This is a genomic window from Curtobacterium sp. MCBD17_030, from assembly GCF_003224255.1.
Taxonomy (GTDB): Bacteria; Actinomycetota; Actinomycetes; order Actinomycetales; family Microbacteriaceae; genus Curtobacterium.
In genome coordinates this window covers 184489-199319 of the sequence record NZ_QKLI01000001.1, presented here as the reverse complement: position 1 = coordinate 199319, position 14831 = coordinate 184489, and the positions used below count along the sequence as shown (strand labels likewise).

General features: G+C 71.1%; 10 protein-coding genes. All 10 read right to left on the bottom strand.

The genetic code is table 11. The features are described from left to right. Nucleotides 1–81 precede the first annotated feature (81 nt). The gene (locus DEI89_RS00900; protein ID WP_146236654.1) at nt 82–5970 is read right to left on the bottom strand and encodes an Ig-like domain-containing protein; all 5889 of its coding nucleotides are present in this window, start codon (nt 5968–5970) and stop codon (nt 82–84) included. A 35-nt stretch (nt 5971–6005) separates the two neighbouring features. Then, entirely contained in the window at nt 6006–7433 is a 1428-nt protein-coding gene (locus DEI89_RS00895) for a serine/threonine-protein kinase (protein WP_110902150.1), read from the bottom strand. Between the two features lie 98 nt (nt 7434–7531). Continuing rightward, entirely contained in the window at nt 7532–8359 is an 828-nt protein-coding gene (locus DEI89_RS00890; protein WP_258368588.1) for a PP2C family serine/threonine-protein phosphatase, read from the bottom strand. Nucleotides 8360–8362: 3 nt separating this feature from the next. After that, a complete protein-coding gene (locus DEI89_RS00885) occupies nt 8363–8959 on the bottom strand; it encodes a hypothetical protein (protein ID WP_110902149.1) in 597 nt (198 codons plus the stop codon). Between the two features lie 53 nt (nt 8960–9012). Then, a complete protein-coding gene (locus DEI89_RS00880; protein WP_110902148.1) occupies nt 9013–9567 on the bottom strand; it encodes a hypothetical protein in 555 nt (184 codons plus the stop codon). Nucleotides 9568–9662: 95 nt separating this feature from the next. Further along, on the bottom strand, nt 9663–10424 hold the full coding sequence (locus tag DEI89_RS00875) for a YaaA family protein (RefSeq protein ID WP_110902147.1): 762 nt from the start codon (nt 10422–10424) through the stop codon (nt 9663–9665). A gap of 5 nt (nt 10425–10429) precedes the next feature. After that, nucleotides 10430–10693: a F0F1 ATP synthase subunit epsilon gene (locus tag DEI89_RS00870; RefSeq protein ID WP_110902146.1), complete on the bottom strand. Its 264-nt coding sequence runs from the start codon at nt 10691–10693 to the stop codon at nt 10430–10432. Nucleotide 10694: 1 nt separating this feature from the next. Further along, nucleotides 10695–12149 carry a F0F1 ATP synthase subunit beta gene (gene atpD / locus DEI89_RS00865; protein WP_110902145.1) on the bottom strand — a complete coding sequence of 485 codons (1455 nt, stop codon included), beginning with the start codon at nt 12147–12149 and terminating at the stop codon, nt 10695–10697. Between the two features lie 46 nt (nt 12150–12195). Further along, nucleotides 12196–13098 carry a F0F1 ATP synthase subunit gamma gene (locus tag DEI89_RS00860; RefSeq protein WP_110902144.1) on the bottom strand — a complete coding sequence of 301 codons (903 nt, stop codon included), beginning with the start codon at nt 13096–13098 and terminating at the stop codon, nt 12196–12198. Then, the gene (atpA, locus tag DEI89_RS00855) at nt 13099–14727 is read right to left on the bottom strand and encodes a F0F1 ATP synthase subunit alpha (protein ID WP_110902143.1); all 1629 of its coding nucleotides are present in this window, start codon (nt 14725–14727) and stop codon (nt 13099–13101) included. It abuts the gene before it with no gap. Nucleotides 14728–14831: the final 104 nt, after the last annotated feature.

Genomic DNA, 14831 nt, shown 5'->3' with positions numbered 1-14831 from the left:
CGTCGGCGGTGCTGGCGGTGCTGGCGGTGCTGGCGGTCCTGGCGGTGCTGGCGGTCCTGGCGGTGCTGGCGGTGCTGGCGGTCACGATGTCGGCTCGGAGGGGTCGCCAGCACCGGGTGCGGGGTCAGCCGGAGGGTCCGCCGGTGGGTCGGCGGGCGGTGGGTCCGCCGCTGCGACGGGTGACGTCGGCGAGGACCTGCCGGTGGTGGCCGAGAGCCTGGGGTCGGCGTCCAGCTGCACCGTGACCAGGATCCGGACGGCCCGAGCGCCAGCTGGTGCTGTCGGGGCCGTGCTGCCGGGTTGCCAGGTGTCCGTGTCCTGTGGCGTGATCGCGACCGTGCCGTCGGCGTCGCTGTACCACCGGGCCGTGTACGACGTCACACTCACCCCGCTGCCGACGGTCGGACCGCTGACCACGATCTGCTGCCCCTCCTGCGCGCCGTCCACCGAGCTCGACGTGTCGAAAGCGACACCCGCCGCAGACCACGAGCCGTCCTCGCCGGTGCAGAAGGCATCGCCGGGCGCCCCGCACGCCTGGAGCGTGAGGGTGGCCGGGGCGTTCCGCGCGCCGGTCCCGGGCACCCCGGTCCAGGCCTGGCCGGGCTGGAGCGAGACGACCGATGTGCCGGTCTGGAGGCGGTAGTGGTCGACCTCCGCACTCGGGGCGGTGACCCGGAGGTCGGACTGCGTGGCGGTCGACCCGGAGACGATCGCGACGGCCGGGGCAGCGGTGCCGCCCGGCGTCTCGTAGGCGACCGCGCTGGCGGAGGCGACGTTGCAGAACAGGCCGTTGTCGGACACCACCGCGTACCGGACGCCACCGCCGCCGACACCCGCGTCGGTCGTCCCGGATTCCGCGCCGAGCGACGTCTGGCCCGACAGGGTGTCGCAGCTCGGGCTGCTCCCCGGTGCGACCCGGTACACCCGGTAGGTCGGACCGGAACCCCCGGCACCGTCCGCGGGCGACCAGGTGATCGTCACCGTCGACCTGCCCTGGTCGTCCGGCTGGTCACCGGTGACGGCCCGGACGTCCTGCGGCGCGCCGGGGGTCCCGACAGCGGTTCCGGACGCCGTCGCGCTGTTCCACTGCACGACCGTGCCGTCCCGGGCCGCGTCGTTGCGGGGCGAGACGGTCACGACGTAGACCGCGCCGCTCGTCGCGCCGCTGAACGACGTGGTCGTCGCGGTGCCCGTCCGTCTCGTGTCGCTGAGACCAGGGCCGGCGATCGTCACGACGTGGTCGTCGACGGCGCTGCCCGTGGCGGGTCGGGGCACCGCGTTCCACGAGACGTCGAGCTGCCCGGGGTTCGTCCGGTCAGGCACGACCGAGAGCCCGGTCGGTGCCGTCGGGACGAAGTCGGCGCTCATCGTGGCGGACTGCGGCGAGGGCTGCGAACTGCCGAGTTCGTTCTCGGCCAGGACGCTGAACCGGTAGGACGCGGTCGGGTCCAGCCCGGTGACGGTGCAGACGGTGGCGGTGCCGCAGTCCTTCGTGACGCCGCCGGTCCCGGTCACGCGGTAGCCGGTGATCGGTGCGTTGTTCGCACGGGGGGTGGACCAGTTCAGCGTGACCTGCCCACCGGCCTCGGTGCCGGTCCGGGTCGGGGTACCCGGCGCGTCCGGGACGTCCTGCACCGAGATCGTCACGTCGCCCCACGCGGATCGGTCGGTGTCCCCCGTCGCGTCGACGACCCGGTACTGCAGGTGTGTGTCGAGCGGCTTCGCGTCCGCGGCGACGCTCACCCGGAGGCGCGACCGGTCGGCACTCGGGGTGATGGTCACGCCCGCGGGGATGCCGCCGGCGAGACCGCGGATGTCGACGACCCGCAACGGCTGCCCCGGGAAGGGGTTCGTCTGTCGGTCGTTGGCGAGCACGTCGACCGTGGTCGACGTGCCTCGTCGTACGACCGCGCTGTCCGGCCCGGGCTGCACCAGCGGTCGGGTCGACGCGACGACCTCGATGGTGATGCGGCCCGACCGCCCCTGGTTCGTCGAGTCGGCGACACCGACGCCGACCGTGGACCGCTCGCCCGGTGACGCCGCGTCGTCGACCACGACGGCCAGGCGCTGCCCGGAGATCGTCGCCGTCGTGCCGTTGCCCGGTCGCTCGACCACGGACCACCGCAGCTCCGGCAGGTCAGCCGGGTACGGGTAGTCGGTCAGCTTGGTGAGGTCGAGCACGCGCTGGTCGCCGGGCTGCATCTCGAGGGTCGTCCCCGTGAGCGCTGGCGGCTGGTTCGAGCGCGGCGTCACGGTGATCGGCAGCACGAGGGTCGCGACGCGCCCGGTCCCGCCGTTCGCCGCCGACCCGTCCGTCACCTCGAACGAGATCGACGCCTTGCCGAAGTAGAGCTTCGACGAGGTGAACTGCAGCGTCGAGTCGTCGACCACCAGGGAACCACCGTCGGCGTGCGTCGCCTTCACGGCCCCGCGGTCGGTGATGGCCGCGGTCTTGCCGTTCGCGGTCACGACGTATCGGGACAGCGGGATCCGGACCGTCGACTCACTCCGGACGGAGACGGCGGGAGCGGTCCGGTCGAGTTGCGGGAGCGCGTCGTCAGTGCCCGGGACGTGGACGAAGCCGTAGGACACCACGTCCGGGTGGTCGCGTCGTGCGACCGCGAACGGGATCACCTGCGACGTGTCCGAGACGCGGACGACGAGGCGGTCGTCACCTGTGACCGACGCGGTGCCGTGGTAGCCGTCGACCACGCCGACCCGGAGGTCCGCGTCCGTGCCCTCGGCGAAGAAGACGTTCCGGAGGACGTCGACGGTGACGGTCTGCCGGCCGAGCACGTCCTGGAGGTCGAGCACGGTGTCGTCGACCTCGGGGCGCAGTGGGATTGCGTCCTCGTCGACCGTCACGGTGACGAACGCGGTGCTGGTCGCACCCTGGTCGTCGGCGACGGTGTACGCCACCGCGAAGTCGCCGCGCCGGGCGGACGGCGGCGGGGTCACCTGGACGGTCTGGCCACCGACGACCCGCGCGCGGACGTCCGGCGCGGTGGGCTCCACCGCGGTGACGGTGAGGCGACCGCCCTCGGGGTCGGAGTCGTTCTGCAGCACCCGGACGGACACGGATCCGCCGGGCCGGATGGTGACGCGGTCGGCCTCGGCGACGGGACGGCCGGCCGCGTCGGCACGCGGGGCGATGCCGACGCGGACCGTGCCCGTGGCGCGGGCCCCGAGGGCATCGACCACGGTGTAGGTGAACTCGTCCGTCCCCGCTGAGTAGTCACCCGCTTCGTAGGTGAGCGAATCGGCGGCGACGTCCACCACCGAGCCCTTCTCCGGGTTCGATGCCACGCCGACGAGTTGCACGGAGTCGCCGTCCGGGTCGATCCCGCTCAGGGGCACCGAGACGCGCACGGACTGACCGGCGACCACGCGCGCGGTCACCGTCTGCGGGACGGGTGCGCCGTTCGTCGCACGGTCGCGGTCGCGGACGGACACCGAGACGGTCGCGTCAGCGATCTGCCCGTCCGGTCCGGCGACCCGGTACGCCGCCGTGTAGGTGCCCGGGGTGTTCGGCGCGAGGTAGCGCAGGTGGTCGCCGGAGACGAACAGCAGACCGGCACCACGAGGGAGGTCCTGGACGAGGTCGGGCAGCAGCGAGACAGCGCCTCCCTCCGGCTGGGTGTCATTGGCGAGGACGTCGATGTCGGTGACGGCACCGACCCGGACGGTCGCCGTGTCCGGCTGGGCGACGGGCGGCTGGATGCGGTCCGGCTCGGGGATCTCGACGACCGTGATCGTGCCCGTGGCCGTCGCGAGTCCGTTCGACACCGAGTAGCCGAAGGACACCGGGCCGTCGAGCGGTGCGGTGAGGCTGACCCGGACGATGTGCTGGTCGACCACGTCGGCCTGGACGCCGGAACCGCTCGGCGGCCCGTCCAGTCCGGTGACGAGGAGGACGCCGCCGGCCGGGTCGAAGTCGGTCGCCGTCACGTCGGTGTCCTTCGACGAGAGCGTGGTGACGAAGACGGTCTTCGGCGTCGTCACCGGCGCGGCCGAGGCGTCGGGCGGCGCGAGCACGGTGATCCGCACCACGCCGCTGGCCGTCTTGGTGCCGTCCGAGACGGTGTACTCGAGCTGCCAGTCCCCCGGCGTCCGCGCTTCGACGCGCACGGTCCCGCTGTCGTAGCTCGGCGTCACCGTCAGGCCCGGCGCTGACGACACGCTCGTGAGGGTGACGGCACCGTTGCCCCCGCGGACGTGGTCGAGCGGTTCCACCGTGAACGGCTTGTCGGCGTACCCGCTCACGGGGAAGCCCTGGGCGCGCAGCGGCACGTCGCCCTGCGCCGCCACCGTCACCGTGACCGGACCGCGACCGGTGTCCCGGCCGTCGCTGACGGTGACCTGCTGGACCCGGTCGCCGGTGCGACCGCTGTCGTTGCGGTAGTCGAGCAGGCCGTCCGGCGTGGTCGAGGTGTGGTCGCCCTCGGACGGGTCGGCCGACTCGAGGTACACCGGGTCGCCGTCCGGGTCGATCCAGTCGCCGAGGACGTTCGTCGAGACGTGCCCGCCCCGGACGACGTCGGCCCGGGTCGCGCGGACCTGCCGGGGCGGCTCGTTCTCGGACTCCGGCCTGACGGTCACCCGGACGGTCGCCGTCGCGGACCCCCCGTTGCCGTCGGTGATCGTGTACGGGAACGTCACGACCCCGGTGGCCGCGCCGGGCAGGGAGACCTGCAGCTGTTGGCCGTCGGTGACGATCGTGACGCGCGCCGCCGGGTCGTCGACGTCGCCGACGTCGCTGACGACCAGCGGGTCGCCGTTCGGGTCGTGGTCGTTGAGCAGGACCGGGAGGGTCGTGGTGCGGCCCGGACGAGCGCCGAGGTCGTCGTCGACCGCGACGGGCGGGGCCTGCTCCTTCTCGACCTCCGGGTCGTCGTCCGACGCCCGCTCCTGCTGCCGGTCGTCCTGCTCGTCGACGAGCTGCGCCCAGTTGTCGATGAGCTGGCCGCTGCGGCCGACGGCCCAGGAGCGCCCGGTCTCCGGGTCGTTGGCCACCACGGTCCGCCCGTTGTGGACCACCTGGAGCGCCGCGCCGCCCGGCACCCGGTCGAGGTCCTGCACGGCACGACCGTCGCAGGTGTCGATCGCTTGCCCGCCGCTCCACGCTCCGAACGTGCACCCGTCGTCGGTCCATGGTCGGGCAGCGCGTCCGGACACGGCGAGGGCGGACTGCTGGACGGCGCCGGAAGCGGACACACGGACGAGGCCCGCAGTGCCCGCGACCGTGACGTCGTCGCCGGTGCTGGCCGACTGCTGCAACGCCGGTGCCGAGCCGACGCGGTCCCCCAGGTCGACGGTCCGTCCGTCGATCGAGAGCACGCCGTCGGTGCGGTCGAGGACGGCGATGTGGTCACCGACGGTCGCGACCTGGAAGGCGTGCGTACGGTCCATCCGGACGGATGAGCGGCGTTCGACGGTCGGGGTCGAACCCAGGGCGACGAGCGAGGCGGTGCCGGTCCGCGGCGAGTACACCGCGACGTGGTCGGCCGACGCGTCGAACACGGCATCGGCACCCAGGGTCAGTTGCGGGTCCGTCGAGGCGTCGAACTCGTCGAGGGAGTCCGCGGGTGTGGACCAGAGGCCGCCGGTGTCCGCGTTGCCGATGACGGCGGTGTCCCCGGCGAACAGGACGGTCGGCGAACCCGTGGGCAGCGTGACGGCGTCGCCCAGGGTGGCATCCGCGACGTCGACCCGCGCCACCGTGCCCTTCGTCTGGTCGACCGCGTAGACCGTCGATCCGTGCTGCAGCACGGAAGTGGCGTCCGAGGAGGTCTCCACCGCGGTGTTCAGTTCGAGCACCTGTGGATTGACGCGGCCCACCGCACCGTACTGCGCCGACGGCACCCAGACCGTGCCGTCGCCGAGGTCGACGCGCTGTGCGTGGTAGCCGTTCGACACGAGCGCCGTCCCGGCGACGACCGCCCCGACGACGACGGCCACCGCGGTCGTCACGGTCGCGGAACGTCGGGCAGCGAGCAACCGCCGGATCACCGGGCCCCGCCGATCGTGCCACACCGCTCGACGCTGTCCGCCCCGGTGCGGCCGTCACGGTTCACCGCGACCCGGATGCACTGCTCGACGCCGGGTCGGCCGGTCGCGACGAACGTCGTCCCGGTCTGCTGGCTCGTCACACCGTCGGTCGTCACGACGAAGGTGTCGCCCTGCTGGAGGCCCGGATCGGTCCAGCGGAACGTCACGGCGGACGCACCGGCGGTGGCGCTGACGTCCGACACGACGGGTACGGCGTCATCACCGCCGCGGGTGAGGACGGCCACGGTGGTCACGGCCAGCGCCACCACCACGACCGAGGAGAGGACCGTCGCCCAGACCAGAGCAGACCGCGATCCGCGGCGTCCGCGCGCGGTCGAGGCGGACCGGTGGACGGTCCCGACACTCTCTGACGCGCTCGCCACCGCGCCGCCGCGCAGGGTGGAGCGGGTCCGACGACGACGGCCCGACCGCGCTCCGACCCCGCTGCCACCCGCACCGACCGCCGCGATGACGGTCCGTTCGCCGGGGCGCGACGGTGTGGCGACCGCCCAGGCCTCGACCGCGACCTCGGCCGGGGTCTGCGGGAGACCGAGTTCGGCCTCGACCTGCTGGAACCCACGCACGAGTTCCATGACCGTCGAAGGTCGGTCCCGCGGACGCCGCGAGAGCGCGGCGCCGAGGACTCGTTCGAGTGTCGGTGGCACGTCGGGACGCCCGGTGGGCAGCGGTCCGCCCTTGTCGATCCGCGCCATGAGGTCGGCGGCGCCGTTCTTGCCGCCGGGCACCTCGAACGGACTACGCCCGGCCAGGAGCGAGTACACGGTCGCTGCGAGCGAGTAGACCTCGGACTGGATCGTGCCGCGCGACTCGTCGCCGAGCACTTCCGGTGCCGACCACGGGATCGACATGCCGACGGGCTCGTCGGCGTCGGCCCCTCCCAGGGTCGCGGCGATCCCGAAGTCCGACAGCACCGGGTTGCCGTAGGCCGTGAGCAGGATGTTCGACGGCTTCACGTCACGGTGCAGCACGCCGTCGCGGTGTGCGGTCTCGAGCGCCGAGCCGATCCGCACGCCGACCGAGAGGACCTGCGACACCGGGACCGGTTCGTGACGGTAGCGCTCGCTGATCGACGCCGAGCAGAGCTCCATCACGAGGTACGGGCGGCCGTCCGCGGCGACGCTCGCCTGGAACACGGTGAGGATCGAGGGGTGGGTGCTGAGACGTGCCATCAGGTTCGCCTCGGCCTGGAACATCTGGCGGACGCGGTCGTCCACGACCTCGTCGAGCAGGACCTTGACCGCGACCTGGCGTCGGGGCATGTCCTGCTCGTAGAGGAACACGTCGGCGAAGCCACCGGAGCCGAGCACGTGCACCGGACTGAAGCCCGGGAGCACGGGAGGGCTCGACGGCAGTCTGCGGGCCATGGACGCTCCTTCCCGGCTGAGTGGCGTGGTCACGACGGCGTTGCGGGATTCTACCGGGCCTGGTCGTCCAGACCCGTTCGCAGCACGTCCCGTCGAGGTCAGTGACGCGGGAGGGTGTCCTCGATGTCGTCGGGCACCGCCGGGGCCTCGTCGACCTGCAGCACGACGACCGTGACGTTGTCCCGACCGCCGGCGATGACGGCGTCGCCCACGAGCCGCTCCGCGAGCTCCTGCGGGTCGTCGACCTTCGCAGCGATGCGCGAGATGCCGACGTCGCCGATCTCCTTCGTCAGGCCGTCCGAGCAGACCACGTAGCGGTCGCCGGTCCGGAGCGGGATGGTCCACCAGTCCGGCTCCGGCGGCTCGCCGAACCCGACGGCCCGGGTGATGACGTTGCTGTCCGGGTGGGACTCGGCGTCCTCGGCCCGGAGGACACCGGCGTCCACCATCTCCTGCACCACCGAGTGGTCGATCGTCAGTCGCTTCAACGGTGCTCCCGCATCGCTGCGGTACGTGCGCGAGTCACCGACGTTGAACACGAGTGCCGAGGGCTGTCCGTGCGTCGCGACCAGCGCCACGCCGGTGACGGTCGTGCCTGCCCCGATGGCGTTGCCGCCCGCTGCCCGCTCGATGTCGGCGGTGGCGAGCAGCAGTGCCCGCTGGATGGTCTGCCGCGAAGCGAACGGTTCGGTGGTGGAGTCGCCGAGGCGGCGCACGACCGCGTCGGACGCCCGGTCACCCGCCAGGTGACCACCCATGCCGTCCGCCACCACGAAGTAGGGGGCGTCGACGATGTAGCTGTCCTCGTTGTGGTCACGGCGGCGTCCGACGTCGGTCGCGGCCCCCCACGACAAGGTCAGCGTCGCACCGTTGCCGTCGGGCAGGTCGATGGCGTGGGAGGAGGCAGCACGGCCGAGTTCGGTCACGGTTCAGGGTCGCTCTCTGGGGGTTCGGGACGGACCGGTGGTGGACGGTGGAGACAAGAGGGGTCCGGACGACTCGCGACCGCCGGGAGGGACGGACCGCAGGTACGGCGACAGCACCTCGATGGTGGCGCCGTCCCCGATGTCGACAACCGTACCGGTCAGCACGACCATCGAGGCACCCGAGGGCATCCGGTGCGGCGGGGCGCCGGGAGCGCGGACGACCGTACCGTTCGTGGCGTGCAGGTCGTCGACGACGGCGGTGGACCCGGCGGCGTGGAACAGGACGTGGGAGGAGGAGACCACTCCGCCCGGCGAGGGCACGGTCACGAGTTCCGGCACCGAGCCCTGGACGACCCGCGGGGGCCCGGGCCGCCGGCCGACGACGACGGGACGATCCAGGCGGTACACCCGTGCCCCGATCCGGATCGAGGGGACGGCCGTCGGGAAGTCGGCCTCCTGGTCCGGGCGAGACGACGCCGGAGTCCGATGACGCCCGGGACGAACGAGGGTGTCGTCGAGCGGACCCGGAGCGGTGGTCGCCCGACGCCGGTCCGACGCACGCAGCACGGTGTCGTCGAGCTGGTCCTCGTCGTCCTGCACGTGCGGCTCCTCCGGTCGGCACCACAACCGTAGACGATGCGGTGCACCCGGTCTCATCCACGCCACGCCGCCCGGATGCCCAGCGTGCAACCGCGGAGCACCAGTTGCGCGAGCGGGTCGTCAGCGCGCAGGTCGAGCGCGTACCGCGCCCGCGTCTCGGCACGGAGCTCCGCGCCCAGCGCCCACGCGCACCACGCGCCGAGACCGAGTGCTCCCCCGACGCCGACCACGGACTGTCCGGAGTCGCGTTCCCCGGACCACTGACGCCAGGCGTCCACACAACGGTCGCCGGCCCGTCGCACCCGGTCGCGGTCGGGCTCCGGACCGGATCCGAGCAGCGCCGAGGGCATCGGGTCGGTGAACGGATCGTGCCCGCTGATGCCGATCGGGTCGTCGGCGTCCGGGTCGGCCAGAAACCCGAGGAGCGCCACGCGGGTCGACAGCGCGCCGCACGCCGTCGTGAGCGCGATGCCGCCCGCCGTGGTCAGCGGGCCCGGTGCGACGAGGGCGCGAGCAGCGCTCGGCAGCGTGACGGCAGCGGCGATCTCGTGACTGTGGCGAGGGGAAGTCGGGGTCGTGGGTCCGGTCGTGGTGTCTGTGGTTCGCATGCAGGCGAGCCTGACGTGGGTCGGGCCTCCAGGACGGCTGCTCCAGCGACCCGTGGACTGCCCACCGTCGTGACCGCCCTGTGGAGGAACGGACGTCAGACCGCCACGGGCTCGAGACTCTCGGCGACCAGGTCCCAGCCGTTCCCGTCCTGCTCGATGACGACTCCGTGCGCGGCAGCCCAGGCGGCGAGTTCCACCATGGAGGAAACCGACACCCCGGTCCGCCCGAGCAGCGAGACGAGCCGCCCCTTCGCCGTCTTGTTCCAGTGGTTCAGCGCCTTGCGTCGACCGTCCCCAGCGACGCTGACCACGCGCAGGGGCACGCTGTCCGGCACCGGCGCGAGCGCCCGGTAGCCCTCCGACCGGAGGTCGAGGACCAGCCCCGGCGGACGGGTCGCCAGCGCCGCTCCCGCCGGAACAGACCAGTGGGACGCAAGCCGGATCCCGGGCAGCCGGGAATCGTGCGACAGCCGGTACGCGGGGATGGGGTCCCCCGCGCCCACGGGTCCGAACATCGCGGACTGCACCACGACGTGACGATCCCACCAGGCGCGCGTCGCCGCGTCCGCCGTCAGGGCGTCCAGCGGGTCGTAGAGCACGCCGGTGTACCGCTCGACGGCCGGCATGGTGGGGCTGGTCTCGAGGACCAGGTTGCGGAGCCGCTCAGCGACCGACTTCGGCCCGAGCTTCAACGCCGTCCGCGCGGAGGTCTCCTCGGAACTGACTGAGCGGGCCGCGGTGATCACCGCGGCCCGCTCAGTGGCCAGTTCCGGGAACGAGAGCGCACCCAGATCGAGGGTGCGCTCCGTGTCCCCGCCCTCCCGCTTCGTCTCGGACGGCGGGAGGAGGACGGTCAGTCCGGTCAGGACGCCAGCGCGGCCTGCCGCGCCACGATCGTCACCGTGTCGTGCTCGACGGAGAGGAAGCCGTCCTCCGCGTCGACCGCGACGGTGGAGCCATCGGCCCGCGTGATGCGGACCTGACCCTGCGCGAGGATCGCGAGCATCGGCTCGTGTCCCGCGAGGATGCCGATCTGGCCCTCGGTCGTGCGTGCGACGACCATGGTGGTGTCGCCCGACCAGACCTCGCGGTCAGCCGAGACGACGCTCACGGTGAGACCCGCCATCTCAGCGGTTCTCCTTCTGGATCTGAGCCCACTTCTCTTCCACGTCGTTGATGCCACCGACGTTGAAGAACGCCTGCGTCGCGACGTGGTCGAACTCGCCGTCGGCGATGGCGCGGAAGGACTCGATGGTGTCCTTGAGGGGCACCGTGGAGCCCTCGACACCGGTGAACTTCTTCGCCATGTAGGTGTTCTGGGACAGGAACTGCTGGATGCGACGGGCGCGCTCCACCGTGATCTTGTCCTCTTCGGAGAGCTCGTCGACACCGAGGATGGCGATGATCTCCTGCAGCTCCTTGTTCTTCTGGAGGATCTGCTTGACGCGCGTGGCGGTCTCGTAGTGGTCGGCGCCCAGGTACCGGGGGTCCATGATCCGCGACGTGGAGGTCAGCGGGTCGATGGCCGGGTAGAGACCCTGCGACGCGATCTCGCGGGAGAGCTCCGTGGTGGCGTCGAGGTGGGCGAACGTGGTCGCCGGCGCCGGGTCGGTGTAGTCGTCAGCCGGCACGTAGATCGCCTGCAACGAGGTGATCGAGTGGCCACGCGTCGAGGTGATGCGCTCCTGGAGCACACCCATCTCGTCAGCGAGGTTCGGCTGGTAGCCCACCGCGGACGGCATGCGACCCAGCAGCGTGGAGACCTCGGAACCGGCCTGCGTGAAACGGAAGATGTTGTCGATGAAGAGCAGGACGTCCTGCTTCTGCACGTCGCGGAAGTACTCCGCCATCGTCAGCGCCGACAGGGCGACACGGAGGCGCGTCCCCGGCGGCTCGTCCATCTGGCCGAACACGAGGGCCGTCTTGTCGAAGACCCCCGCCTCTTCCATTTCACCGATGAGGTCGTTGCCCTCACGGGTGCGCTCACCGACACCGGCGAACACCGAGACGCCGCCGTGGTCCTGCGCGACGCGCTGGATCATCTCCTGGATGAGGACGGTCTTGCCCACGCCCGCACCACCGAAGAGGCCGATCTTGCCACCCTGCACGTACGGGGTGAGGAGGTCGATCGACTTGATGCCGGTCTCGAACATCGAGGTCTTGGACTCGAGCTGGTCGAAGGCCGGGGCCTTGCGGTGGATCGGCCAGCGCTCGGTGATCTCGATCTTCTCGTCCGAGTTCAGGACGTTGCCGAGGACGTCGAAGACCTTGCCCTTGGTGACGTCGCCGACGGGGACCGAGATCGGAGCGCCCGAGTCACGGACTTCCTGACCACGGACGAGGCCGTCGGTCGGCTTCAGGGAGATGGCACGGACGAGGTCGTCGCCGAGGTGCTGCGCGACCTCGAGGCCGATCTCCTGCGACGACTCACCGATGGTGATGGTCGTGAACAGGAGGTTGTACATCTCCGGGATCGCGTCATGCGGGAACTCGATGTCGACGACGGGACCCGTGACACGGGCGATCCGGCCGACACCGGGCGCCGACGACGTCTCGACCGCGGTGGTTGCGGTGTCGGTCATGGCTGGTGCCTTCCTGGGGTGGGTGTCTGTCCGCGCACGCGGCGGACTACTTCTTCTTCGACGAGAGGGCGTCGGCGCCGCCGACGATCTCGGAGATCTGCTGCGTGATCTCGGCCTGTCGCGCGTTGTTCGCGAGACGGGTGAAGTCACGGATCAGGGAGTCGGCGTTGTCGCTCGCCGCCTTCATGGCCTTCTGACGGGCGGCGTGCTCGGAAGCAGCCGACTGCAGCATGGCGTTGAAGATGCGGCTCTCGATGTAGACCGGGAGCAGCGAGTCGAGCACCGCGTCGGCGTCCGGCTCGAACTCGTAGAGCGGGAGCGGCTCGTCGCCCTGGGGCTCGTCCACTCCGTCCACGACCTCGAGCGGCAGCAGGCGGACGACCTGCGGCTCCTGCGTGGCGAGGCTGAGGAACCGGTTGAAAACGATGTGGATCTCGTCCACGCCGCCCTCTGCGGTGTCCTGCAGGAACTTCGCCACGACGGCGTCGCCGATCTCCTTGGCGGTCGAGAACTCCGGCTGGTCGGTGTTGCCGACCCACTGCTGCTCCGACGCGCGCTCACGGAACGTGAAGTACCCGACGGACTTGCGCCCGACCAGGTAGTACACGATGTCCTTGCCCTCACTGCGGAGCAGGGAGGCGAGCTCCTCGCCCTGCTTCAGGACGTTGGTGCTGAACGCGCCGTTGAGACCGCGGTCCGAGGTGAACAGCACCACGGCCGCGCGGGTGGAAGTCGTCGGCTCGGTGGTCAGCACGTGGTCGACGTTCGAGAACGTCGCCACGGCCGACACGGCCCGGGTCACCGCACGGGAGTACGGACCGGACGCGGCCATGCGGGCTTGCGCCTTCTGGATCCGCGACGCCGAGATCAGTTCCATGGCGCGCGTGACCTTCTTCGTGGTCTTCGCGGACTTGATCCGCTGACGGTAGACCCGGACCTGCGCTGCCATCTAGCGACGACCCTTGACGATCTGCTCCTGGTCGACGTCCTCGGAGTCCGCGGCGTCGAACTGCTCCGAGCCGAGCGTCTTGCCGTCGCTCGTCTGGAAGCTCTTCGTGAACTCGTCGATCTGCTTCGACATCTCGGCGACGGTGTCGTCGCTGAGCTGGTTCGTCTCGCGCAGGGTCGTGAGCACGTCGGAGTTGCGACGCAGGTGGTCGAGCAGCTCAGACTCGAAGCGCAGCACGTCCGGCACGGGGACCGTGTCGAGCTTGCCGTTGGTGCCGGCCCAGATCGAGACGACCTGCTCCTCCACCGGGTACGGCGAGTACTGCGGCTGCTTGAGCAGCTCGGTCAGGCGGGCACCACGGTCGAGCTGACGACGCGACGCCTGGTCGAGGTCGGACGCGAACATCGCGAACGCCTCGAGCGAGCGGTACTGCGCCAGTTCGAGCTTCAGCGTGCCGGAGACCTTCTTGATCGACTTCACCTGGGCGTCACCACCGACGCGGGACACCGAGATGCCGACGTCGACAGCCGGACGCTGGTTCGCGTTGAAGAGGTCCGACTGCAGGAAGATCTGGCCGTCGGTGATCGAGATCACGTTGGTCGGGATGTACGCCGAGACGTCGTTCGCCTTGGTCTCGATGATCGGGAGGCCCGTCATCGATCCGGCGCCGAGCTCGTCGGACAGCTTCGCACAACGCTCCAGCAGACGGGAGTGCAGGTAGAAGACGTCACCCGGGTAGGCCTCGCGCCCCGGCGGTCGACGCAGGAGGAGCGACACCGCACGGTAGGCCTCGGCCTGCTTCGACAGGTCGTCGAAGATGATCAGGACGTGCTTGCCCTGGTACATCCAGTGCTGGCCGATGGCCGAGCCCGTGTAGGGGGCCAGGTACTTGAAGCCGGCCGGGTCAGAGGCCGGAGCGGCGACGATGGTCGTGTACTCCATCGCGCCGGCGTCCTCGAGCGCACCCTTGACGGAGGCGATCGTGGAGCCCTTCTGACCGATGGCGACGTAGATGCAGCGGACCTGCTTGTTCTCGTCGCCGGAGTCCCAGTTGGCCTTCTGGTTGATGATCGTGTCGATGGCGATGGCCGTCTTGCCGGTCTGGCGGTCACCGATGATCAGCTGACGCTGGCCGCGGCCGACGGGGATCATCGCGTCGATCGCCTTGATGCCGGTCTGCATCGGCTCGTGGACCGACTTGCGGGACATGACGCCCGGCGCCTGCAGCTCGAGGGCACGACGACCCTCGGCGGCGATCTCGCCGAGACCGTCGATCGGGGCGCCGAGCGGGTCGACCACCCGGCCGAGGAACGCGTCGCCGACCGGGGCCGAGAGGACCTCACCCGTGCGGGTGACTTCCTGGCCCTCTTCGACGCCGGAGAACTCGCCGAGCACGATGGCACCGATCGAGTCCTCGTCGAGGTTCTGGGCGAGGCCGAGCGTGCCGTCCTGGAAGCGGATCAGCTCGTTGGCCATGACGCCGGGGAGGCCTTCGACGTGGGCGATGCCGTCACCGGCGTCGGTGACGTGCCCGACCTCGGCCGTGGAGGCCTTCGTCGGCTCGTAGTTCGAGACGAAGTCCTTCAGGGCATCACGGATCTCATCGGGGCTGATGGTGATGTCTGCCATGGGATTTTCCTTGTTGGTTTCCGGGGCCCTTCGGCTCCGAGAGGGTGATGCTGCCGGGCGGGGCAGTTCCCGTTGTGGACTTGGAGGGACGAGTCCGACCGTAC